The organism is Brevibacterium sp. XM4083, assembly GCF_006489205.2.
Taxonomy (GTDB): domain Bacteria; phylum Actinomycetota; class Actinomycetes; order Actinomycetales; family Brevibacteriaceae; genus Brevibacterium.
This window is the reverse complement of the sequence record NZ_VFYR02000003.1, coordinates 549183-572204: the sequence shown is the minus strand read 5'-3', so window position 1 is coordinate 572204 and position 23022 is coordinate 549183. Positions and strand designations below refer to the sequence as shown.

General features: G+C 69.1%; 17 protein-coding genes. 9 read left to right on the top strand and 8 right to left on the bottom strand.

Annotated features, from left to right (window positions below):
* Window positions 1-13: 13 nt before the first annotated feature.
* Entirely contained in the window at window positions 14-469 is a 456-nt protein-coding gene (locus tag FJ887_RS11885) for a MarR family winged helix-turn-helix transcriptional regulator (protein ID WP_137824615.1), read from the top strand.
* Here FJ887_RS11885 and FJ887_RS11880 read toward each other — a convergent pair.
* The 3 genes from FJ887_RS11880 to FJ887_RS11870 form a co-directional block, all read right to left on the bottom strand.
* Window positions 439-3000, bottom strand: a complete 2562-nt coding sequence (locus FJ887_RS11880) for an excinuclease ABC subunit UvrA (protein WP_140955420.1) — start codon at window positions 2998-3000, stop codon at window positions 439-441. The two genes, FJ887_RS11885 and FJ887_RS11880, sit on opposite strands and share 31 nt — an antisense overlap.
* A 218-nt stretch (window positions 3001-3218) precedes the next feature.
* The gene (locus tag FJ887_RS11875; RefSeq protein WP_137824613.1) at window positions 3219-3479 is read right to left on the bottom strand and encodes a hypothetical protein; all 261 of its coding nucleotides are present in this window, start codon (window positions 3477-3479) and stop codon (window positions 3219-3221) included.
* Between the two features lie 275 nt (window positions 3480-3754).
* Complete coding sequence (locus FJ887_RS11870) at window positions 3755-5128, bottom strand: NAD-dependent succinate-semialdehyde dehydrogenase (protein WP_140955419.1); 1374 nt, start codon at window positions 5126-5128, stop codon at window positions 3755-3757.
* Between the two features lie 197 nt (window positions 5129-5325).
* Here FJ887_RS11870 and FJ887_RS11865 point away from each other — a divergent pair, with 197 nt between their 5' ends.
* Entirely contained in the window at window positions 5326-5727 is a 402-nt protein-coding gene (locus tag FJ887_RS11865; RefSeq protein ID WP_137824611.1) for a VOC family protein, read from the top strand.
* A 60-nt stretch (window positions 5728-5787) separates the two neighbouring features.
* Here the strand turns inward: FJ887_RS11865 and FJ887_RS11860 are convergent, their stop codons facing one another.
* The 3 genes from FJ887_RS11860 to FJ887_RS11850 form a co-directional block, all read right to left on the bottom strand.
* The gene (locus FJ887_RS11860; RefSeq protein ID WP_181365645.1) at window positions 5788-8241 is read right to left on the bottom strand and encodes an HNH endonuclease signature motif containing protein; all 2454 of its coding nucleotides are present in this window, start codon (window positions 8239-8241) and stop codon (window positions 5788-5790) included.
* Between the two features lie 669 nt (window positions 8242-8910).
* Window positions 8911-10527 (bottom strand): MFS transporter, encoded by a 1617-nt coding sequence (locus tag FJ887_RS11855; protein ID WP_249356615.1) that lies wholly within the window; start codon window positions 10525-10527, stop codon window positions 8911-8913.
* 175 nt (window positions 10528-10702) lie between these two features.
* On the bottom strand, window positions 10703-11368 hold the full coding sequence (locus FJ887_RS11850; RefSeq protein WP_137824609.1) for a TetR/AcrR family transcriptional regulator: 666 nt from the start codon (window positions 11366-11368) through the stop codon (window positions 10703-10705).
* 199 nt (window positions 11369-11567) lie between these two features.
* On the opposite strand from FJ887_RS11850, the gene FJ887_RS11845 reads away from it, so the two are divergent.
* Window positions 11568-11777, top strand: coding sequence for a DUF5808 domain-containing protein (locus FJ887_RS11845; RefSeq protein WP_137824608.1), 210 nt, complete (start codon window positions 11568-11570; stop codon window positions 11775-11777).
* A 56-nt stretch (window positions 11778-11833) separates the two neighbouring features.
* Here the strand turns inward: FJ887_RS11845 and FJ887_RS11840 are convergent, their stop codons facing one another.
* Window positions 11834-12211 carry a DUF488 domain-containing protein gene (locus FJ887_RS11840; RefSeq protein ID WP_137824607.1) on the bottom strand — a complete coding sequence of 126 codons (378 nt, stop codon included), beginning with the start codon at window positions 12209-12211 and terminating at the stop codon, window positions 11834-11836.
* A 253-nt stretch (window positions 12212-12464) separates the two neighbouring features.
* Between FJ887_RS11840 and FJ887_RS11835 the strand changes: the two genes are divergently transcribed.
* The 3 genes from FJ887_RS11835 to FJ887_RS11825 are packed head-to-tail and all read left to right on the top strand — an operon-like array spanning window position 12465 to window position 14951.
* On the top strand, window positions 12465-13511 hold the full coding sequence (locus FJ887_RS11835; protein WP_140955417.1) for a Dyp-type peroxidase: 1047 nt from the start codon (window positions 12465-12467) through the stop codon (window positions 13509-13511).
* Window positions 13512-13530: 19 nt separating this feature from the next.
* Window positions 13531-14331: a pyrimidine reductase family protein gene (locus tag FJ887_RS11830; protein WP_137824605.1), complete on the top strand. Its 801-nt coding sequence runs from the start codon at window positions 13531-13533 to the stop codon at window positions 14329-14331.
* Window positions 14328-14951, top strand: a complete 624-nt coding sequence (locus FJ887_RS11825) for a hypothetical protein (protein WP_171006971.1) — start codon at window positions 14328-14330, stop codon at window positions 14949-14951. Before FJ887_RS11830 ends, FJ887_RS11825 begins: the two co-directional genes overlap by 4 nt.
* A 96-nt stretch (window positions 14952-15047) precedes the next feature.
* Here FJ887_RS11825 and FJ887_RS11820 read toward each other — a convergent pair whose 3' ends face one another.
* Entirely contained in the window at window positions 15048-18356 is a 3309-nt protein-coding gene (locus FJ887_RS11820) for a S41 family peptidase (protein ID WP_140955416.1), read from the bottom strand.
* Window positions 18357-18434: 78 nt separating this feature from the next.
* Between FJ887_RS11820 and argS the strand changes: the two genes are divergently transcribed.
* The 3 genes from argS to FJ887_RS11805 all read left to right on the top strand — a co-directional run bounded on the left by argS (window position 18435) and on the right by FJ887_RS11805 (window position 23007).
* On the top strand, window positions 18435-20171 hold the full coding sequence (gene argS, locus FJ887_RS11815; protein WP_137824603.1) for an arginine--tRNA ligase: 1737 nt from the start codon (window positions 18435-18437) through the stop codon (window positions 20169-20171).
* 29 nt (window positions 20172-20200) lie between these two features.
* On the top strand, window positions 20201-21445 hold the full coding sequence (locus tag FJ887_RS11810) for an MFS transporter (RefSeq protein ID WP_137824632.1): 1245 nt from the start codon (window positions 20201-20203) through the stop codon (window positions 21443-21445).
* Between the two features lie 137 nt (window positions 21446-21582).
* On the top strand, window positions 21583-23007 hold the full coding sequence (locus FJ887_RS11805; protein ID WP_137824602.1) for an FAD-binding oxidoreductase: 1425 nt from the start codon (window positions 21583-21585) through the stop codon (window positions 23005-23007).
* Window positions 23008-23022 lie beyond the last annotated feature (15 nt).

Sequence of the window (23022 nt, the reverse complement as noted above, 5' to 3'; positions counted from 1 at the left end):
CGAGGAGGAACACATGGGCATCAGGGACGACGCCGTGGAGATCCGCGCCCGCGGCTGGCGCACCCTGGCCGCGCTCCACGGCCTCATCGACACCCGACTCGAGAAGAGCCTGCAGCGCGAGCACGAGCTCTCCGTCGTCGAGTTCACCGTGCTCGACGCCCTGAGCAGGCAGGACGGGTGGCATATGCGGATGAGTCAGCTCGCCCGGGCGGCGGCGCTCTCGAGCAGCGCGACGACGCGGCTCGTCACGCGCCTCGAAGATCGGGGGCTGCTCACCCGCATCCTCTGCGCCGATGACCGGCGCGGCATCTACACCGAGCTCACACCGGCAGGGGAGAAGCTGCTCCTCGCCGCGCACCCGACCCATGACCGGGTGCTCGAGGAGACCCTCGCCGAAGCCCGCGAGATGCCCGAACTCGAACCGCTCGTCACTGCGCTCTACGCCGAGGCCCCGGCCGCTGCGAGGTAAGCGGCGGTGAGGCCGGCGCCGTTGGCCGTGGTGTCGGCTCCCTGGGCGGCGAGGTCCGCGGGGGTTCCCGTCGCGACGATCGACCCGCCGTCCGTGCCGGCCCCGGGGCCGAGATCGACGATCCAGTCGACGACGCGCAGCGTGCGCAGATCGTGATCGGCGATGACGACGGTGTTCCCGGCGTCGACGAGCCGCTGGAGCTGACCGATGAGCATGTCGATGTCGGCCGGGTGGAGACCCGTCGTCGGCTCGTCGAGGATGTAGAGGCTGCGCCCGCGCGATGACCGGTGGAGTTCGGAGACGAGCTTGATCCGCTGCGCCTCCCCGCCGGAGAGGGTCGGCGCGCTCTGCCCGAGGCTGACGTAGCCGAGTCCGATGTTCTGCAGCAGGGTGAGGATCGTTGCCGCCACCGGCACCTCGGCGAGGAAGTCCGCGGCCTCATCGACGGTCATCGCGAGCACATCGGCGATCGTCCGATCCCGGTAGGTGACCTCGAGGGTCTCGGGGTTGTAGCGCTTGCCGTGGCATTCCGGACACGGCGCCGTCTCCGTCGGCATGAAGAGGAGCTCGATGCTCACGACTCCGTCACCGAGGCAGACCGGGCACCGTCCCTCCGGCTGGTTGAACGAGAACCGACCGACGCCGTAGCCGCGCTCCTTCGCCCCCGGCTGGGCCGCGAAGAGCCTGCGGACGCCGTCGAAGAGGCCGGTGTAGGTGGCCGGTGTCGACCGGGAGGTCCGCCCGATCGGCTTCTGGTCGACGACGATGATGCGGTCGAGGGCATCGAGGCCGGATGTCGATCCCGTCGTCAGCTCATCGCTGCCGAGATCCCACACGGGCACCCCGTGGACGAGTTCGTCCCCGATCTCGACGGCGGCCGGATTGCGCTCCTCATCGGCGGCGACTTCGGCCGAGTCGAGGTGGGCGCGGACAGCATCGGCCAGGGCCGTGAGCACGGAGGTCTTCCCAGAGCCCGAGACTCCGGTGATCGCCGAGAGCGCATGGAGCGGCAGCCGGACGTCGATGCCGGTGAGGTTGTGCCCGGTGACGTCGTGGAGCTCGACCCAATCGGTGAGCTGCCGCGCCCCCGACCCGCCCGGTGGAAGCGGAGGCGTCGCGCCGAGGTAGCGGGCGGTGACCGAGTCGACCACCTCGGCGAGACCGGCCGACGGTCCGTTGAAGAGCACCTCACCCCCGTACCGACCGGCGCCGGGACCGAGGTCGACGATCCAATCGGCGGCGCGGACGACCTGCGCACTGTGCTCGACGACGAAGACGGTGTTGCCGTCGTCCTTGAGCCGCGTGAGGGCGGCCAGGAGGAGCTCGAGGTCGGCGGGATGGAGACCGGCCGAGGGTTCGTCGAGCACGTAGAGGACGCCGAAGAGGCCGCTGCGCAGCTGGGTGGCCAGGTGGAGGCGCTTGAGCTCACCGCTCGAGAGCGTCGAGGTGGGGCGGGCGACCTCGAGATAGCCGAGGCCGAGGTCGATCATCGTGCCCAGCTGGCTGACGAGGGCGTCGATGAGCGCCTGCGCAGCCTGGTGGCGTTCGACGGAGAGCGCGGTCGTCGCCGGATGGGTGCGGGCGGATTCGAGGAAGGAGACGAGACCGGTGAGGGGAAGGCGGGCCGCCTCGGCGATGTCGATGCCGGCGATCGTCACTGCGAGCGCTTCGGGATTGAGCCGCTTGCCGTGGCAGGTCGGGCAGAGCCTGTCGGTCATGAAGGACGCGGCCTTCGCCCGCATCCTCGCCGACGGTGAGTCGGCGAACGTGTGCTCGACCCAGCGCTTGGGGCTCATGTACGTGCCCTTGTAGCCCTCCTTGACGACGATGGTGGGCTGGTCGTCGGTCGTGAGCACCCACTCCCGGGTGTCTGCGGGCAGGGAGTCGAACGGGACGGTGATGTCGATGCCGAGGTCGCGGAGGACGCGCCGGTTGTTCTTCCCGCCGAAGGCCCCCGGCCACGCGACGATCGCGCCGTCGTCGATGCTCAGGTGAGGATCGCCGACGAGGAGGTCGTCAGCGACCTGGAGGAGGCGCCCCATGCCCGAGCAGGTCCGGCATGCGCCGACTGCGGTGTTCGGGGAGAAGCTGTCGGAGTCCAGCGGTGCGGCGTCCCGGGGGAACGTGCCGGCGAGATCGGCGGGACGGTAGCCCTCGGGATAGGTGCCGGACCGCGAGTAGAGCATGCGGAGGACGTTGGAGACCCGGGAGACGGTGCCCACGGTCGAGCGGGTGCTGCCCGACTGCTGTTGTCGGAGGGCGACGGCCGGCGGCAGTCCTGTGATGAGGCGGACCCGCGGCGGCGAACCCTGGTCGATGAGGCGCCGGGCGTAGGGGGCGACGGATTCGAGGTAGCGCTGCCGGGAGTGCGTGTAGATCGTGCCGAAGGCCAGCGAGGACTTTCCCGAACCGGAGATGCCGGTGAAGGCGACGACGGTGTCGCGGGGGATGTCGATGTCGATGTCGCGGAGGTTGTGCTCGTGGGCGCCTCGAACCGCGATGTGCCCGGCAACGACGTCGCGTTCGTCCATGTCAGCGTCCTTTCCGTCCTGTTCGCTGCGTCACCGTCGCTGCGGTGGTGTCGCAGCGGTGGTGTCGCAGCGGTGGTGTCGGCGGTGTCGGCGGTTCGGCCTCATGCTGCCGGGATTCGATCTTGCCATCGGCGGGAGGAGGCCCGGGCATGCGACAGGCCGGTGGCGAGATCGCCACCGGCCTGAGGCGGTGCCGCGAGGGGCAGTGCCGTCAGGGGTCAGGAGTTCTCGTCGCGTTCCTTGTCCGACTGGGACAGATCGCTGGCGGCGACGGAGCGAACCTCCTCGGAGTCACCCTCGCGGGTGAGGTCTCCGGCTTCGGAGGCGACCCAGGCGCTCGTCTCCCCGTCGCGCCCGCCGGACTGGCGCAGCACACTGGCGGCGACCGAACGCTGCTCCTCGGTGGAGTTGGGGTCGTCCATGATGCGGGCGGCTTCGGAAGCGGTGACGGAACCGGATTCGTTGGTGTTCTCGGACATGTGCAGACCTTTCTCGACAGTGGGGCGATACCCCGTGGCGCGATGGGTCGGGCCCCGTTGGGTGGAAGTTCAGTCTGGCACCGCCCGGTGGGGCTGTCCACCCCGAATGGCGACAAACATCATTGTCAGCTGACATTGCCGCCGATGACAGGCCCGCCCACGGACACCGGCGCCGATCACTGTGCGAGCGCCCACCGTCCGCATGACGGTGGGCGCTCGGGCGTCGGACCCCACCGCAGGCCGGTGAGGTCGGCAGAGTCGGGCTCGCCGCAGGGTCAGGGGTGGACGCGGATGAGGTGCTCGTTGGTGAACGCGCGCAGCGCCCACTCGGCGTTCTCGCGCCCGTAGCCGGAGCGGTTGATCCCGCCGAACGGGTACTCCGGACCGGATTCCATGTGCGAGTTGACGAAGCTCATGCCGGCGTTGATCCGGGCGGCGAAGCGCTCGCCCTTCTCGAGGTCGTCCGTCCACACCGAGCTCATCAGTCCGTAGTCGGAGTGGTTGGCGAGGCGCAGCGCGTCCTCCTCGTCCTTCGCGCGGTAGATCATCACCGCCGGTCCGAAGAGCTCGTTGCAGCCGAGATCGGAGTCCGGGTCGATGTCGGTGAGCAGGGCCGGCGACATGAACCACCCGGGGCGGTCGAGCTTCTGGCCCCCGGTGACCAGGGTCGAGCCGTCCTCGACGGACTTCGCGATCCGCTCGACGATCTCATCGCGGGCGCTCTCCGACGACAGCGGTCCCATCCCGACCTCGGGATCGTCGAAGGTCGAGACCTTCGTCGCCTCGACGGCTTTCTTCGCCTCGGCGACGAATTCGTCGTAGAGCTCGTCGACGACGATGAATCGCTTCGGTGAGGTGCACACCTGCCCCGCGTTCGTCAGGCGGATGCCGACGACCTTCTTCGCCAGCGCCGGCACGTCGGTCGAGTCGAGGACGACGAGCGGATCGTTGCCGCCGAGCTCGAGGACGGAGCGCTTGAGGTACTTCGCCGCGATTCCCGCGACGGAGGCACCGGCGGCCTCGGACCCGGTGAGCGAGAAGCCCTTGACCCGCGGATCCTTGAGCACCTCCTCGGCGTGGGAGCTGTCGAGGTAGATGTTCTGATACACGCCGACCGGAAGGCCCGCCTCGACGAGGAGGTCGGCGAAGTACTGGGAGGACTTCGGACAGATCGACGCCTGCTTCATGATGATCGCGTTCCCGACGACGAGGTTGGGGATGACGAAGCGGGCGATCTGGTTGTACGGGAAGTTCCACGGCATGATGCCGAGCAGCACGCCGAGAGGGTCGTGGCGGACGTAGCTGCGGGCGGCTCCGGCGGACGGCAGCTCGGTCGGATTGAGGTACATGTGGGCGTGGTCAGCGAACCAGCGGGCGGTGCGGGCGACCTTGTCGACCTCGGCGAGGCCCTGCTGCTTCGGCTTGCCCATCTCCCGACCGATGATGTCGGTCATCTCGTCGGCGTTGGCGTCGACGAGGTCGGCGAACCGGCGGAGGATCGCCGAGCGTTCGATGAGCGGGGTGTCTTTCCACGCGGTGAAGGCGTCATGACCGCGGTCGATGTAACCGGGAATCTCCTCGACGGGAACCGAGGGGAATTCCTCCTCCAGCTCACCGGTGTTGGCGTTGGTGACAGCGAATCTGCTCATGGGGATGTCCTTTCGCATGTGGGAGTCGTGGTCACTGCCGAGCGTAGACCTGTCGGTGGAACGCATCGCGTGCGGGCCCCATTCCTGAGATTCCCGAATGGTGGGATACGCGCCGAGGTGGGGGTCGGGTGCGTGCAGAGAGTTTCGGTGAGCAGTGGGGGTTCCCGTGGGCGGAGCCCGATCGTAAGGTGGCTGGCATGGAGAGAGTGAACGGAATCGGCGGATACTTCATGCGTACCCGTGACCCCGAGGCGGTTTCCGCGTGGTATCAGGACATGCTCGGCATCGACATGACGGACGGGGTGTGGCGTCAGGCGGCGGGACCGACGGTGGTCGCGGCGTTCGAGGACGAGACCGACTACTTCGGGTCACGGCCCGACGGTGTCGACCGACAGCAGACGATGCTCAACTTCCGCGTGGACGATCTCGACGCGATGCTCGAGCAGCTGCAGGCCGCCGAAGCGGACGTCATCGATGAGATCCAGGAGATGGAGGGGATCGGACGCTTCGGGTGGGTGACCGATCCCGAAGGCAACCGGATCGAACTGTGGGAGCCCGCCCCGGGAGCGGAGTTCCCGGAGAGCTCCGAGTCGCTCTGATGACGGTGCGACGCTCCTCCCGGCAGAGTCCCGGCACGGCCCACTGAGCTTCGGTCCCGGTCAGAACGGGGGCGGATCGGATGCGGGGTCGTGGTCCCAGATCCTCTCATCCGAGCCTCCACCGAAGTTCTGAGGGTATTCGAGTGGGTCGTCGGGGCCGATGGCGCCGTCATCGGTGAACGTCTCATTGCCCGGGAAGTGCTCGGCTACCGCCTCGGCGATCCTCGTGTCGAAGTACGCGCACGGCGTCGACGATCTGGTACGCCATCTCCGCTCGGCCGCCAGCTGTTCGGGATCGGGTTCGGTGCGGCGGGGTCTGCGGCCGCTGGGGCCTGGTGGCAGTGCCTGCGTCGTGAGCAGATCGGATCCCGGCGGGAGGCTCTTCCGGTGGTCGATCTCGTTCCAGTCGATCTCATTCCAATGGAGGGCCAGCCAGAGCCGGCGTCTGCGCCGGGCGGCTTCGGAGCGGGCGATGGCGTCCTTCATCGCTTTCTGCCGAGCGGCCTCGTCCGCGACTCGACGTCGTTCGGCCTCCCACTCGGCGATCTGCTCTTCGGTGGGCATGACCTCGACGATTGCGGATTCGTCGGGCACCTCATGGTCCGGCACGGCTCGTCGCAGCGGCTTCTCCTGGAGGAGCTCGTAGAGTTCGATCGCCTGTGCCGCATTGATCGGCTGGTCGGGTGCTGTCACCGTGGTCATGAGGCCGTGACCGAATTGGTAGTCGATGGCCGGGGTCGCCGACCCCCGGTCCGCCATGCGCACCGAATATCGCCGGGCAGTCTTGAGCGCGTGGTCCTTCTTGCACAGGGGATGGAGGTTGCCGAACCGCGTCAGTCCGCCGTGGCTCGGGTCGTCATGGTTGTAGGGGTCGACATGGTCGATCTCAGACTTCTCCGCTGTTCTCCGACAGCCCGGCACAGTGCACACCGTCCATTGGGAGATGAGTGTTCTTCTCACCTGCTGGGGAATCGCATAGGTCTTCGCCTGGGCGTTGATCGGAGTGCCCGTGGCCGGGTCGGTGAGGATGCGCGTGAGCGTGGGCGAGCCGGCGGCGATGCGTCGTGCCGTCTCCGCGGGGATCGGAGAGCCGTCGGGCAGAACGCCGGGCAGGTTCGAGTCGCCGAGGAGCGACATGAGCGGAAGCGTGACGACGAGTCCTGCCTGATTGCGGATCCAGTGCGGACCCGTCGGCATTGAGACGTCGATGAAATACTCCCGTGGCACGGGATGGGGCGGCGGACCGGGAAAGAAGGCCGAGCCTGGGCTCCAAGGCGCAGCTGTGGCCTCGGGTGCACCGGTGCTCGTGTTCGGACCTGGGGTGGTGCGCGGATCGGCAGGCGCGCTCGGGTCGGCGGGCGGACGGTGGTCGCCGCCGGTGCGCGGATCGGCGATCGTGGGTCCATTGCCTGTGGCGGTCGGTTCAGCGCTCGTGTTCCGATCTGGGGCCGCTGGGGGATCGAGGAGATCCGTCAGGCCGGAGATGCTGCGCTCATCGGCGGAGAACAGCGGTTCTCCGGTGTCATCGAGCATCGAGGCCGACCGTTCGCTTTCGATCCCCGTCACCGGGTCGATCTCCCGAACCCGGATGCGAAGCTTCGGCTGGGGGCGGAGCAGGATGTCGCACATGAGGGCGTTGATGTCACGCTCATCGATGATCTCGATCCGCGAAGGAAGCCCGAACGTGTTCGTCTGTCCGGCATGGATCGCCCTCGCCATCGCCTGGACGCGTGCGAAGCAGGCATGGATCTCGTCCGCGGGTCCGTTCACCATGAGGCAGGCAGAACCGTCGGAGAACGTCTCGACGCTGACGCGGCGCCGTTCGGCAGCTACCTCGGCACGGTCGGCCGGGGTCTGCAGCAGATTGATCTTCTTGCGCAGTGATGCGCGCAGGGTGTCGGAGGTGATGTCGGCTCGACGGGTCGCGAGATGGTCGTCGAGCTCTGGCAGATGCCTGAAGGCCACGGTCTGGCAGAGGTCGGCGACGGCGACGACCTGAGCGTGGGTGAATTGGCCGTCGAGGGCACGAGCGGTGAATCGCGGGAGCCCGAAGATCAGGGTCATCGACTGGGTGAAGTGCCGATATGAGCGAGCCGTGGTCGTGCCGAGGATCGTCGATGTCTCGGCGACGTGTTCGCTGCGCACATGGTCGTGCACCCACGCCGCGAAGGTCGTGTCGAGCGAGAAGTGGAGGAACTCGGGCAGTGCCGGGGCCTCGTCTCGGTCGCGGTCTCCGTCGTGGTCTTCCGCTTCGCCACCGGCGTTCGAGTCAGCTGCGCTGGAGTCGACTCCGGGGGCGGCAGCGTCAGTCCCGGGGATGCCAGCGTCAGTCCCGGGGGCGTCGTCACTGTCACCACCGATGGCATTGTCCCTCGTCGCGCCAGTGGTGGCGCGCAGGACTGATTCCGAGAGTGACGCGAACCTGTATGGTTCGCCGTCGCCTGGCGCGGGAAGGTCGAGGTCGGCAGCGGCCTCACCGAGGATGATTCCGGCGGTGAGCTCGAAGACCGTCATCTGAGCACGATCGACTGCTGCCGATGCCTGGGCGAAATCCGTGATGCTCGATCCGACGCGCAATGTGTAACGGGAGGTGCCCGAGGACACGGCGCCACTGCCCGAAGACACGGAGTCGTTGCCCGAAGATACGGAGCCGTTGCCCGGAAACTGGGAGACGGGGGATTCAGCGAGAGAATCGGGTGATCCAGCGGCGCGCGCAGGTGGGTGTGCGTCGATGTCGGGGACATCGACGGGGATCGGATCATCATGACTGCTCGAAGGAGCAGTGGTGCCGCGCATTGTGTTTCACCTGCCTCAGACAACAGTGTCGGGGAAGAGTGGTGCCACGAATCAATGGAACAAACTAGTACATCAATAGTAAACAATTAGGAGAGATGAAGTCAACAGTTGATTCGAAATTCATTAGAAGTGTTTTCAGTCTCGCTTCCGTCAGCTCTTCTCTTTGTCCTTCAATGATGGCATTCGGCACTGACACGAGAGTGCACTGATTCGAATCGCGGCAGGGATGTGACTCGGAGTTCGTGGACGAACGCCGGTATCGATGCACGCTCTCACCACGGGCTTTCACACGTTCTCAGAGCGGATGCCATGCAGAAAGGGGCCAAGGCTGCGACCGTGACCGGCCGATCAAGGGTGAGGACAGGGAAAGGAGACCCGCGAGACGGCTCACCTCGCCTCGTCGATGCCGCCCCTCGCCGAGCATCCAGCCTCAGCGGTTCCAGCTCCGGCGCACGCAGATTCAGCAGTCTCCGCTTCCGGACGTGGAGTCCCACCGGGCGCGATCCCGGGTTGCGCAGGCTCGGCGCCGGCAACCTCACCGGACGTTGCCCCAGAACACGCAACCTCACCGGACGCCTCCCCGGAAACCGCACCCTCACCGGATGCAGTCTCCGCAGTCGATGACATGGGGACGGTCACCTCGGCGAGGGACTGCTGATCACGCGCACGCCAGCGCCGTTCGAAGCGGATCGCGATGCCGGCGACGAGGAGCGCGGTGAGGGCGAGGAGGATCGCGACGATGACCGGCGCCCGGAATCCCCAGCCGAGGGCGATGACCGCCGCGCCGGCAGCGGGCCCGAGCGCATTGCCGACATTGAACGCTGAGGTGTTGACGCTGGCCGCGAGGGTCGGCGCCTCGGTCGCGATCTGGAACACTCGGGCGTTGAGGGCGCCGGCGATCGAGAAGCCGCTCGCCCCGACGAGGACCATCGCCACGATCGCCGCCCAGCCCACGTCGGCGACGAGCCACAGCGCGAACAGGCTGATCGCGAGTGCGGTGAGGCTGCCGACGATGTTGCCGAAGACGGTGCGGTCGGCGAGGCGGCCGCCGATGACGACCCCGATGAACGCGCCGACGCCGAAGGCGGCGAGCACACCGGGCACGAGGTCGTGCGAGAGTCCGGCGACCTGGGTGAGGAGCGGGGAGAAGTACGAGAAGGCGGCGAACACGGACGCCTGGAAGAGCGCTGTCGTGCCGAGTGCGAGCCAGATCCGCGGGCCCCGGAAGGCGACGAGCTCGGCGCGGATGAGAGTCGGGAGGTGAATGTCGGCGCGATGGTCCTCGACGGTCGCAGGGTCGTGGGCGCCGGTCGCAGGGTCGTGGGCTCCGGCTGCGGCTCCGCGCGCGTCGTTCGGTGTCGCTCGCGGGCGGGTGGCGATGGCGATGAGGATCGCGGCGAGCGCGGTGACGACGGCGACGGCCCAGAAGGTCGCGCGCCAGCCGAACTGCGTGCCGATCCACGTGCCCATCGGCACGCCGACGAGGTTCGCCACGGTGAGTCCGCCGACGAGGCTCGCGAGCGCCCGGCCGTGCACGGCGGGAGGCGCGATCCGCGTCGTGTGCACGGCGGCAACCGCCCAGAATCCACCGCACGCGATCGCGGAGAGGACGCGGCTGACCATGAGAACGGTGTAGTCGGGGGCAAGAGCGCCGAGGATGTGGAGCGCTGAGAAGGCGACGATCGTGATGATCATCGTCGCCCGGCGCGGAAGTTTGAGGGTGAGCAGGGCCATGGCGGGCGCCCCGACGATCATGCCGATGGCGAATCCTGTGATGAGGAGGCCGGCCTGTGGGATCGAGATGGCGAGGTCGCCGCTGATCGGCTCGAGGATGCCCGCGATCATGAACTCCGAGGTGCCGAGGCAGAAGATCACTGCGGCGAGCAGGTAGACCTGGCCGGGAACGCGCGGTCTCGGTTCGGGGGCAGCGGGCGCGGTGGCGTGGCCAGGGGTCTGGGCAGAGCCGGGGGCGGCATCAGCCGAGGCGCGGTCGGGGGTGGTCATGCTGTCCTGCTTTCGGTCGGCGGAGCGTCGTGCGGGGCGTCGTGCGGGGAGCGTCCGGCGGTCAGTGGAGCGTCGTGCGGCAGTAGCGCGACCGGCAGTCAGTCGAGCCTCGTTCAGTCGGCAGTAGGGGCGGGGCACGTCGCGCAGCGCGGGCACGCCGCCGGTGTCGGTGCGGTCAGGTGGACGAGGGCAGAGGCGCCGGAGTCACCGGAGTCTCCGGAATCACCGGAGTCTCCGCGGCCAGGGTGGTCACCCCGTCCGGGGTGCAGAGGCTTTCGACGAAGGTCCTGGCCTGGGCCTGGACGTTGTCGGCGGGCATGACGCGGGCGGCGATGCGAAGGCCGGCGAGCACGCTGTGGATGAGCTCGGCGGTGACGGCGGCATCGAGGTCCGGGCGGATGTGCCCCTCGGTCTGACCGCGGTCGAGAAGCGCGCGATAGGTCGCAAGCCACGCGGTGCGGTCGGGGTCGAGGATCGTGCACACGGCGTCGACCTCCCGGCCGAGTTCGGCGGCGGTGTTCGCTGAGAGGCATCCGGTGCGCTTCTCATCCGCGCACTGCTGCGCCAGAGCCCCGCCGAGGCGCTCGAAGACGAGCACCGGAGCCGGCAGTGTGCTCGTGCCCAGGTGCTCACGCAGTGGGATGCCCGTGGCCGTGTAGTCGCTGAGCGCGCGGAGGAAGACGGCGTCGAGGCTCTCGAATGTGTTGTAGAAGCTCGACCGGCCGATCCCGGCGCGCTCGCACACGAGTCCGACGTCCGTTCCCGCGTACCCGTGCTCGCTGAACACGGCGATCGCGGCGTCGATGACCGCCTGTTCGTCGAACGTCTTCTTCCTGCCCATGGCTCGAGCGTAGATCATTATGGACATTGGTGTCCAATAAAATTTCCCCATCGCCGAGGCGAGTGTACCCTGACAGCGGATGTCGTCATCAGCGTCGGCAGAGTTGGTCGATCAGTGCTGTGACCTCGCAGGACGGTCGGCAAATGGTGAGACGCGCAGTGAGAAGGGGCGGCACGAGTCGAGCGAGAGGTGAGACGCGATGAGTTCGCTGAGCGCAGGTGAGAAGCAGGCGATGCGGGAGAACGACGCGAACTGGAAGCTCGGCCTCCTCTATTTCTGTCCGCGGGATCCCGGCTTCCTCGTCCCGAAGAGATTCGGCGTCGGCTGGACGCTCAACTTCGGCAGCATCTGGACGCTCATCGCGCTCATCATCATCGTTGCCGTCATCGTCTGGGGCGTCGCGTTCTGACCCAACGCTGCCGGTGTGGGGTTGGAGCGCAGTGAACCCGAGCGCGGAGCGGCCGCCTACCCCTCCTCGCCTGAGTGCTCGAGGACGTGGTCGAGGACGGCGGCCTCGCTGATCTCGGCGTGCTTCGATGCGGTGAGGAGGGTGACGGTTCCCTTCTCCGCATACTCGCGCAGCGCCGCGAACGCCTCGGCGTGGTCGTCATCGTCGAGCTCCGCACGGTAGCGGCGGGAGAACTCCGCGAACTTCGCGGGGTCGTGGGAGTACCACTTCCGCAGGCTCGTCGAGGGGGCCACGTCCCTCAGCCACTCGGTGAGATCTGCTCGCTCCTTGCTCACTCCGCGCGGCCACAGGCGATCGACGAGGATGCGCGCCCCGTCAGCGGGGCTCGGCTCGTCATAGATCCGCCGGACTCGGACACTGTGCTCCGTCGCCATCGTGCTCCCTCACCTTCCATCGTCGCTCAGCCACCCAGTCTAGCTCTCGGCGCCACCCGGCCGCTTCTCGTCACCGACGCTCCGACCTGGGAGAACACCGGCGCGCGAGGGGTACGGGCCGGGCCGGCGAGGGGGTGCGGATTCGTCGGCCTGAGTCCACCTCACGGCGGCTTTCGCCGCGTATACTGACCGACCAAGGACGATTGTCGTCCGACCTCGCACTGTCGGGGCTCGCGGAAGAGGAGACGATTCAGTGACAACGCAGTATGGAAACCCTCCGGACAGCACGAACCCGCAGCACGTCCTCGAGCCGCCGTCGCAGTCGGGCGTCTTCCTCGTCGTCACCGTCAAGCCCGGTGCCGAGGACCATGTGCGCGACTTCTTCGGCGAGATCGGCGGCGTCATCCGCGCGGTCGGCTTCCGCGTCAAAGCGGCCGGCCTCAGCTGCGTGACCGGCATCGGCTCCGACCTCTGGGATCGTCTCTTCCCGCAGAAGCGCCCCGCGAAGCTCCATCCCTTCAAGGAGCTCAAGGGCGGCAAACACGTCGCCCCGTCGACCCCCGGCGACCTTCTCTTCCACATCCGCTCGGACCGGACGGATATGAGCTTCGAACTCACCCGCCAGCTGATGAGCAAGCTCGAGGGCTATGTCGATGTCGTCGACGAGGTCCACGCGTTCCGCTACTTCGACCAGCGCGACATCCTCGGCTTCGTCGACGGCACCGCCAACCCCGAGGACCAGCTCGCCGTCGACACCGTGTTCGTCGGCGACGAGGACCCGGACTTCACCGGCAGCAGCTACGTCATCGTCCAGAAGTACATCCACGATCTGCCGAAGTGGAACTCGATCACCGTCGAGGAGCAGCAGGACGCCTTCGGCCGCCACAAGCTCTCCGACATGGAGTTCCCCGACAAGGACAAGGCCCCCGACTCCCACATCGTGCTCAACACCATCACCGAACCCGATGGCACCGAGCGCAAGATCGTGCGCGACAACATGGTGTTCGGCTCCGTCGAGTCCGGCGAGTTCGGCACCTACTTCATCGGGTACGCCGCCGATCCGACGGTCACGGAGACGATGCTCGAACGGATGTTCCTGGGCGACGGCGACGCCACCCACGACCGGATCCTCGACTTCTCGACCGCGCTCACCGGCTGCCTGTTCTTCGTGCCCACCGCCGACTTCCTTGACAACCCCGCCTCGGTCCTCGGCTCGACCACGGAGTCGGGAACTCAGGGTGCGAGCACTCCGGGCGCGGGCGGCGACCACAGCGGCGGGGTCGGCACGGCGCCGAACTGACCGGCAGGAGAACCCGGTGGTGAGCGAGACTCCGACGGTGCGCCGGATCCTCCCCGGAGACCCCGCGCAGCTGAGTCTGCCCGAGGCCTTCGCCTTCCCGCAGGACCACGCGGCCCCGGCAGGTCCTGGGCAGTCCTGGGTCCGGGCGGTGTTCGTCGCCTCCGTCGACGGCGCCGCGACCGTGTCCGGGCGGGCCGGCGGTCTCGGCAACGCCACCGACCGGGCGGTCTTCGCTCTCAACCGCGCTCTCGCCGATGTCATCATCGTCGGCGCCGGAACCGCCCGCACCGAGGAGTACGGACCCGCCGAGGACGACCCGCAGTGGCGTGCGCTGCGGGCCGGCCGCAGTGCGACTGCGCCGCTCGCCGTCGTCTCCGAGAGACTCGCCCTCGACTTCACGGCACCGCTGTTCACCGACGCCCCGGCTGACGCCCGGACGATCGTCCTCACGAGCGAGTCCTCCCCGCTCGCGGCGCGGGAGAGGGCATCCGAGGTCGCCGAGGTGATCGTCGCCGGAGTCGATGCCGTCGACTTCGCCCTCGCCCTCGCTCAGCTGCGTGACCGCGGCTTCCACCGGATCGTCTGCGAGGGCGGCCCGAGCGTCTTCGCCGAACTCGTCCGCGCCGGGTGCGTCGACGAACTCTGCCTCACTCGTTCCCCTGAGATCGTCGGCGGGACAGGCACCCGCATCGTCCACGGGCCGACCTTCGATCCTCCGGTTCCCCTCGACCTCGCATCGGTGCTCGCCACCGACGACGGGTACCTCTATCTCCTCTACCGATTCCCCGCAGACAGCCGCTCGCTCAGGAGCCGACCATGACCGAGGCCCCACAGTCCCCCGAACCCCCGTCCGGGGCGGCCTCGACGCCGCGACCGGCCGACGGCGCGGAGATCGGGTCGCTCATCGCCGGCGTCTTCGGCCTCGTCTTCCTCATCGTCAACAGCGCCGGGTTCTCGACCTTCGGCCGGATCTTCGTCATCGTCCTCGGCATCGCGGCGTTCGCGGGAATCCTGTTCCTCGCCTTCCGCAGCCTCAGTCGCCGCCGGGGACAGCCCCGACCCGAGGGCGCGACCCCGTTCTCCCGCAGCTACTGGATCATCGTCGCCGTCGAAGTGCTCGCACTCTTCGGCGGCGCGAAGCTGCTCTCGGGTCTCGGCTACCCGGAGCTCGGCGTCGCGTGGGTGGCCGTCGTCGTCGGCACGCACTTCTACGCACTCGGGTACGTCTTCAGGCTCGGCCGCTTCCACGTCCTCGCCACCGTCGTCACGCTGCTCGGCGTCGCCGGATTCATCGCCTTCTTCGCCTCCGCCCCGGCATTCATTCCCGTGCTCGCCGGCGTCATTCCCGGCTTCGTCCTGCTCGCCTTCGCACTCTGGGCGCTCGCCCCCGCCGCCTCGGTGCCGGCCGCACGCGACGCGCAGCCCGAGGTTCCCGCCTGAGACTGAGGTTCCCGCCTGAGGCGGAAGCTTCCGGACGCAGAGTGTCGATCCGACGCCGCGGAATCGACACTCTGCGTCCGGAAGCCGGTGCGCGGCCTACGCCTCCCCGCCGGGTGCGGCACCCGAGGCGTCCCCGCCGGGTGTGCGGGGGCTGCGCACGCGCGGAGCGGGGAGGTCGGGGGCGGTGACGGCCGGCGTCTCGTCGAGGGCGGCGAGCACCTCGGCGATGCCCCGATCGAGCTGCGGATCATCGTCTCCGAACAGCTGCGCGGGATCGTGCTCGACCTCGATGTCCGGGTCGACGCCGTAGTTCTCGACGTCCCAGCCCTTGCCCTCGAGCCAGAACGCGTACCGCGGCTGGGTGATCCCGGTGCCGTCGACGAGGTCGTAGCGGCCGTCGATGCCGACGACCCCACCCCACGTGCGCACGCCGATGACCGGGCCGATGCCCTTGGCCTGCACGCGGGCGTTGATGATGTCGCCGTCGGAGCCGGAGAACTCGTTGGCGAGGAACACGACGGGACCGCGTCGGGTGTTCTCCGGATCCGGGGTCATCTCGTCGTAGCTGCGCACCGCACCCCACGCGATGACGCGGTCGGCGAAGCGCTCGGCGACGAGCGCGCTCGTGTGCCCGCCCCGATTGAACCGGACATCGGCGACGACGCCCTCGGCGGCCATCGCCTGCCGGATGTCGCGGTGGAGCTGCGCCCACCCGCCGGCCATCATGTCGGGGATGTGGACATAGCCGACGCGGCCCCCGGACTTCTCCGCCACGTACTCCCGCCGCGAGCGCACCCAGTCCTGGTAGCGCAGCTTCTCCTCGCTGCCGATCGGCACGACGGCGACCGTGCGCTCCCTGCGCCCGCGGCGCAGGGTGAGCTCGACGATCGTGTCCGCCGCCCCGACGAGCAGGGGGGCCGGCCCGAGGTCGGGGTCGACGCTCTGACCGTCCACCGCGACGATGACATCTCCGGGTGCTGCCCCGACCCCGGCCTGGCGCAGCGGCGATCGCGCCGCCGGTTCGCTCGTCTCACCGGGGAGGATGCGCGCGATCTCCCAGCCCTTGTCCGTGCGCGTGAGATCCGCGCCGAGGAAGCCGAGCCTCTTCGTCTCATCGCCGAGCGGCGCCGGCGGGGTGACATAGGCGTGGGACGTGTTGAGCTCACCGACGGTCTCCCAGAGGATGTCGACGAGGTCGTCGTGAGTGAGCGCCTTCGCCGCGACCCCGCGCCACCGCAGGGTCACGCCCTCCCAGTCGACGCCGTTCATGTCGGAGCGCCAGTAGTGGTCGCGCATGATCCGGGCGTTCTCCTCGAACATCTGCAGCCACTCGGCCCGTCGGTCGAGCTCGAACCGCAGCCGCCCGAGGTCGACGGCGACGTTCTCGTCGTCATCGGCTTCGACCTTCCGATTCGCCGGGCGCACCGTGACGTCGTCGCCGGAGCGGACGACGATGAGCTTGCCGTTGCCGGACACGCTGTAGTCATCGGCCTTGTCGACGACGGTGGTGAGCTTGCGCTTGGCGAAGTCGAAGTACTGGATGACCTCGGCGGCCTTCTCCCCGGTGTCCCCGGAGTGCTTGTCCCCGATCTCCCCGTCCTCGGCATCGCCGACGCGCATCCACAGGACCCCGCCGTCAGCGGCTTCGAGGTCGCGGAAGACACCCGAGGAGACGGGGAACGGCACGATCCGCTCCTCGGCGCCCTCGAGGTCGACATCGACGGTCGTCACCGCCTGGTCCCGCTCGGTCTTCGCCTTCTTGTCGTCCTCGGTGAGGTCGCTGATCGCCCAGCCGCTCGTGCTCGGGCCGAAGGGCGCCGGGTCGGTCGCCGACAGCGGGAGCAGCCACGGCCTCGTCACCCCGTTGAAGGAGAGGTCGAAGGAATGCTGGTTGTATGCGGGATCGAACGTCCGGTCGGAGAGGAAGACGACGTACTTCCCGTCCCGCGTGAACGCCGGGGAGTGGTCGTTGTACTTCCCCGTCGTCAGGGGCGCGCCCTCCCGCCCGGCCTTCACCTCGGCGATCATCAGGCGGTTGAGCTGCTCCTCGCCCTGCGTCGGCTGCGCCCACACGAGGTACCTCCCGTCGGGGGAGAAGCGCGGGGACGTCGCCTCCCCGAACCCGGAGTGCCCAACGACGTGCGTCCGGCCCCCGGAGACCTCGATGAGGCGCACGGTCCCGTCGTGGGAGATCGTCGCGAGCACCTTGCCCGCGGGATCGGCGGCCAGCGACAGCACCCGGCCGAGCGCTCCCGCCCCGATCCGCCGCGGCTCCTTCTCGCCAGCGAGGTCGCGGATCTCGATCGCGTCCTCGCCCTCGGCGTCGGTGACGTACGCGGCCTGCCCGGTGGTGCCGAGGACGACGGGCAGGCGCACCCGCACCGAGGAGTCCGCCGCGAGCGCCCTGGCCGGACCTTCGCGATGGGCGAGGTGGAAGGCCTTGCCCCGCCATTCGACCACCGCGGCGTTGCCCCCGTGATCAGGGGCGATGGCGCCGATTCCGGCGCTGGGATCGAGTGTGAGCGGCTGCACCTGCGTTCCCGGCAGGACGACGTCGAGGGTGCGAACGTCCGAATCGAGGCTGTCGAGGACCTTGATCTGCCCGCGTGAGTGCCACACGATCCGCGTCCCGTCGCTCGTGGCGTCCCGGACATAGCCCTCGGCCTCGGTCTGGTGGGTGAGCCGACGGGGCTCGCCGAGGCTGCCGGGAGTCCGCGTCGCCAGTCCGTCCCAGATCCACAGGTTCGCCTGCTCGCCTGCGTTGTCGGGGAACGTCGCCGCCCGATCCGAGGTGACGACGAGGGAATCGCCGATCCACAGGGGATCGGTCAGGGAGGCCTCCTCGTCGCGGAGCAGCCGCTCCCACTGCGCCCCGGCACCTGTGTCGTCGGCGGTCCGATCGAGCCACAGCCGCGGCGCGGTGCCGCCGCGGTAGCGCTTCCAGTGGGCGGGCGGCCGGCTGAACGGCGTCGACAGCGCACTCACCCCGGTGTGGTGCCGGGCGAAGCCCGAGGCCCGACCCCACGTCAGGCGCTCGACGTCACCGGTCAGGCTGACGGACTTGATGACATGGTTGCGGACCTCGGCCTCACCGGCGTTCGACCCGATGAGGATGTGCTCGTCGTCGGCCCAGCCGAGCATCGTCGTCACCGAGCCTCCCAACCAGGTGAGCCGGCGCAGGGCGCCGGTGGCCACCTCGGCGAGCATGAGCTCAGGATGGCCGTCGCGGAACGACACGAACGCGACATGGGTCCCGTCCGGGGAGATCCTGGGACTGCGCACGGGAGCATGATCCGAGGTCAGACGCCATGCGCGGCCTCCCTCGACGGGGACGAGCCAGACGTCGTCGTCGGCGGTGAAGGCGATGAGATCGCCACTGACATGGGGGTAGCGGAGATAAGTCACGTGATCCACATTACAACCGTGAATCCAGTCCCTGACCTGAGGAAACCCCATTGGCACCGCGCGAATAGAATGGGAGGCATGCCGACGCTCACTTCACTTCTCAACGACCGGTTCGCCGCGGCCCTCACCGCCGCCTTCGGGGAGGACTTCTCCGATCGCGACCCTGTCATCAGGAGCTCGCAGTTCGCCGACTTCCAGGCCAACGTCGCGCTGCCGCTGGCGAAGGAGCTGACGTCGAAGCCCCGCGACATCGCCGCCACGATCGTCGAGAACCTCGACCTCGACGGCGTCTGCGCACCCCCGGAGATCTCCGGGCCCGGGTTCATCAACCTCACGTTCCTGCCGGAGTTCCTCGCCACCGCGCTCGAGACCGGGGACGCCACCGCCGTCGACGCCCAGGCGACGCCGCAGACGGTTGTCATCGACTACTCGGCGCCGAACGTCGCGAAGGAGATGCACGTCGGCCACCTGCGCACGACCGTCGTCGGCGATGCGCTCGCCCGCACCCACGAATATCTCGGGGACACGGTCATCCGCCAGAACCACATCGGCGACTGGGGCACCCCGTTCGGCATGCTCATCGAACACCTTCTCGACGTCGGGATCGGCGAGACGACGGAAGCCGAGATCGCCTCCGACCCGAACTCCTTCTACCAGGCCGCGCGTGTGAAGTTCGACGGCGACGAGGACTTCGCGACCCGCGCCCGGGCCCGCGTCGTCGCCCTCCAGGGCGGGGATGCCGACACGCTGGCACTGTGGGACACCCTCGTCGGGTACTCGAAGACCTACTTCAACAGCATCTACTCCCTCCTCGACGTCACGCTGCGCGATTCCGACCTCGCGGGGGAGAGCACGTACAACGACGAGCTCGCCGATGTCTGCGACGAACTCGAGGCGAAAGGGCTCGCGTGGATCAGCGACGGGGCCCTCTGCGTGTTCCCGGACGGCTACAAGGGCCGCGACGGCGAACCCCTGCCGCTCATCATCCGCAAGTCCGACGGCGGCTACGGCTATGCGACGACCGACCTCGCCGCGGTCCGCCGCCGCGCCCGTGACCTGCACGCCGACCGGGTCCTCTACGTCGTCGGCGCCCCGCAGGCCCTCCACTTCGAGATGGTCTTCGCGACCGCCCGCGCCGCCGGCTGGATTCCCGAGGGCACGACCTTCGAGCACGTGAAGATCGGCAACGTCCTCGGATCCGACGGGAAAATCCTGCGCACCCGCTCCGGCGCCCCGCTGCGCCTGGCCGCCCTCCTCGAGGAGGCCGTGGCCCGGGCCAAGGTCACCCTCGAGGACTCGAGTGCCGACTTCGCCCCCGGTGAGGAGGACGAGGTCGCCGCGATCGTCGGCATCGGCGCGGTCAAGTACGCCGACCTCTCCGTCGCCCACGACACCTCGTACACCTTCGATCTCGACCGCATGCTCGCCCCGATCGGCAACACCGCCCCCTACCTCCAGTACGCCGGGGCGCGGATCCGCTCGATCCTCCGCCGGGCTGACGCGGAGGACGGGGCTCGCGCGTTCGCGACCGCGCCGATCGTCCTCGGTGAGCCGGCCGAACGCGATCTCGCGCTCGCGATCCTCGGGTTCCCCGATGTCGTCGCCGAGGTGGCCGCCGGGTCCGTGCCTCACCGGATGGCTGCGTACCTCTTCGACCTCGCGCAGTCCTTCACCGCGTTCTACGAGCAGTGCCCCGTCCTCGTCGCCGACACGCCTGAGCTGAGGAACTCGCGTCTGCGCCTGAGCGCGACGGTGCTTAAGGTCCTCGAGGCCGGACTCGGCGTGCTCGGCATCCGCGTGCCCGAGAGGATGTGAGCACGCCCGGCCGCCTGCCGGTGACGGGGATGGTGCCGTGGATCGTCGCGGGCATCGTCCTCCTCGCCCTCAATCTGCGCACTCCGATCATCGCGCCGACCGCGGTGCTCGGCGACATCCGCGCCGACACCGGTCTGAGCGCAGCCGGTGCCGGTCTCCTCACCGGTCTGCCTGTCCTCCTCTTCGCCCTCGCCACGCCGCTGGCGACGAAGACGATCCGCCGCCTCGGCGCCGAAGCCACCGTGCTTGCGTGTCTCACCGGGGTGCTCGCCGGCACCGTGCTGCGCTCGGTCGGGCCGACGTGGCTCGTGCTCACGGGCACGGCGATCATCGGGCTCGCGATCACACTCGGCAACATCGTCGTGCCCGTCATCATCCGCCGCGAGGTGCCGTGGAACCAGGTCTCCATGGTCACCGGCCTCTATTCGGCGACGATGAACATCGGCTCGATGGTCACGCTCATCGGCACCGGTCCGCTGGCCGCCCTCGTCGGCTGGCGCTGGGCGATCGGGCTGTGGGGGATCCTCGCGCTCGCGGGCCTCGGATTCTGGCTGCTCGTCCTCCGCCGGCGCAGACGTGCCGAGGCCGAGTTCGACGCTGGGTTCGATGTCGAGGTCGACGTCGAGCTGAAGCGCCCGCCGGAGCCGGGGAAGCGGCCGTGGCGGGAGGCGCCGCCGCAGTTCCGGGCGATCGTCGCCCTCCTCGTCATCACCTTCAGCGGCCAGTCGATCTCCTACTACACGACGACGACGTGGCTGCCGTCGCTGCTCGCCGACACCGAGGGACTCGCCGCCGGTGCGGCCGGCAGCACGGCCTCGCTCTTCCAGGTCGCCGCGATCCTCGGCGCCTTCGGCGTGCCGCTGCTCGCCGGACGGGCCCGCCCGTGGGTGCCCGTGGCGATCGTCGCCGTCCTCTGGCTGTCCCTGCCCGTCGGCCTCCTCCTCGCCCCGGATCAGTACGCGCTCTGGGCGATCACCGGCGGCATCGCGCAGGGCGGCGGTTTCACCGCGATCTTCTCGATCATCGCGCGTACCGCGGGCAGCGACGCACAGACCGCGTCCGCCTCGGCGCGCGTGCAGGGCGGGGGCTACCTCGCAGCGACCCTCGCCCCGCCGTTCGCCGGCTGGCTGGCGACGACGACCGGCGGATGGGTCGGACCCCTGCTGCTCGTGCTCGCCGCAACACTCGCGTTCACGGTCGCCGGCCTCCTCGCCGCCCGCCTCGCCGGACGCTTCACGCCCGGGGGACCCGCGGGTCGACGCGAGGTGCTCTGAGCATCGCCGACGGCGAAGTGCCGACCCGGTGCACAGGAGGGCTTGCCGACCGCGTAGAGTGAGACCCACGACACACCCGACCGTGTGGAGGAGACCGGCGCATCGCGGCGCCGGTGCGCCCTGACCCGAGGAGAACTATGACGGCCGATGTCCTCACTGCCCTGCGGGACGCGCTGCCCGCCGACGCCCTCGTCACCGATCCGGACTCGATGGACGCCTATCGCTGGGATCGGGCGAACGACCCCGGTGCCGGGATGCCGCTGGCGATCGTCCGCGCGACCTCGACCGCCGATGTCCAGGCCGCGATGCGCGTCGCGGCCGCCGCGAAGATCCCCGTCGTCCCCCGCGGGGCCGGTTCGGGGCTCTCGGGCGGCAGCTCCGCTGTCGAGGGCGGAATCATCGTCTGCCTCGACCGGATGCGCGAGATCGACGTCGACCCCGCGACCCGCATGGCCGTCGTCCAGCCCGGTGCCTTCAACGCCGAGGTCAAAGCCGCCGCTGCCGAACACGGTCTGTGGTACCCGCCGGATCCCTCGTCGTACGAGTTCTGCTCGATCGGCGGCAACGTCGCGACGAACGCCGGCGGACTGTGCTGCGTGAAGTACGGAGTGACGACGGACTACGTCCTCGGCATGACCGTCGTCCTCGCCGACGGCCGGGCGATCGAGCTCGGCGGTCCGCGGATCAAGGACGTCGCGGGACTCTCCCTGCTCAAGCTCTTCGTCGGCAGCGAGGGAACCCTCGGCATCATCACCGAGGTGACCCTGCGGCTCGTGCCCGCCCAACTGCCTCCGACGACCCTCGTGGCGACCTTCCCGACGCTCGAGGGTGCGACCCAGACCGTCCTCGACATCTGCGCGCAGATGCGCCTGTCGATGCTCGAGTTCATGGACCGCGCCTCGATCAACGCCGTCGAGGACGAGCTGAAGATGGGCCTCGACCGGGAGGCCGAGGGCATGCTCGTCATCCAGTCCGACGAGCCCGGCGAGTACGCCGCCGGTCAGATCGCCGTCGTCGAGCAGCTGTGCGAGAAGAACGGGGCGACCGAATGCTATGCCACCGATGACGCCGAGGAGGGGGAGGCCTTCGTCACCGCGCGGCGGATGGCGATCCCCGCCGTGGAGAAGAAGGGCACCCTCCTGCTCGAGGATGTCGGGGTGCCGCTGCCCCGCCTCGGCGACCTCGTCACCGGGATCGAGCGGATCGCCGCCGAGCGCGACGTCCTCATCTCCGTCATCGCGCACGCCGGGGACGGGAACACGCACCCGCTGCTCGTCGTCGACCCGACCGATCAGGCCCAGCGGGAGCGGGCGGACATCGCCTACGGCGAGGTCATGGATCTCGCGACCTCGCTCGGCGGCACGATCACCGGCGAGCACGGGGTCGGTCGGCTGAAGAAGCCGTGGCTGCCGGAGTACCTCGGCGCCGACGTCATGGAGCTCAACCACACGATCAAGCGCGCGCTCGACCCCGACAACATCCTCAACCCCGGGGCGATCTACGCCGACGGCTTCAGCCGGGCGGATGCGGCCGAACGACGGGTGGCCGAGCCGGAGGGCTGAGCTGCAGAGACGACT

Bases quoted from the DNA above. Each gene is read 5' to 3' on its own strand.
- FJ887_RS11810 (WP_137824632.1), top strand. From the start codon at position 20,201: ATGGTGCCGTGGATCGTCGCGGGCATCGTCCTCCTCGCCCTCAATCTG.
- FJ887_RS11880 (WP_140955420.1), bottom strand. From the start codon at position 3,000: ATGGACGAACGCGACGTCGTTGCCGGGCACATCGCGGTTCGAGGCGCC.
- FJ887_RS11840 (WP_137824607.1), bottom strand. From the start codon at position 12,211: ATGGCGACGGAGCACAGTGTCCGAGTCCGGCGGATCTATGACGAGCCG.
- FJ887_RS11805 (WP_137824602.1), top strand. From the start codon at position 21,583: ATGACGGCCGATGTCCTCACTGCCCTGCGGGACGCGCTGCCCGCCGAC.
- FJ887_RS11855 (WP_249356615.1), bottom strand. From the start codon at position 10,527: ATGACCACCCCCGACCGCGCCTCGGCTGATGCCGCCCCCGGCTCTGCC.
- FJ887_RS11875 (WP_137824613.1), bottom strand. From the start codon at position 3,479: ATGTCCGAGAACACCAACGAATCCGGTTCCGTCACCGCTTCCGAAGCC.
- FJ887_RS11825 (WP_171006971.1), top strand. From the start codon at position 14,328: ATGACCGAGGCCCCACAGTCCCCCGAACCCCCGTCCGGGGCGGCCTCG.
- FJ887_RS11850 (WP_137824609.1), bottom strand. From the start codon at position 11,368: ATGGGCAGGAAGAAGACGTTCGACGAACAGGCGGTCATCGACGCCGCG.
- FJ887_RS11845 (WP_137824608.1), top strand. From the start codon at position 11,568: ATGAGTTCGCTGAGCGCAGGTGAGAAGCAGGCGATGCGGGAGAACGAC.
- FJ887_RS11870 (WP_140955419.1), bottom strand. From the start codon at position 5,128: ATGAGCAGATTCGCTGTCACCAACGCCAACACCGGTGAGCTGGAGGAG.
- FJ887_RS11860 (WP_181365645.1), bottom strand. From the start codon at position 8,241: ATGACGGTCTTCGAGCTCACCGCCGGAATCATCCTCGGTGAGGCCGCT.
- argS (WP_137824603.1), top strand. From the start codon at position 18,435: ATGCCGACGCTCACTTCACTTCTCAACGACCGGTTCGCCGCGGCCCTC.
- FJ887_RS11885 (WP_137824615.1), top strand. From the start codon at position 14: ATGGGCATCAGGGACGACGCCGTGGAGATCCGCGCCCGCGGCTGGCGC.
- FJ887_RS11865 (WP_137824611.1), top strand. From the start codon at position 5,326: ATGGAGAGAGTGAACGGAATCGGCGGATACTTCATGCGTACCCGTGAC.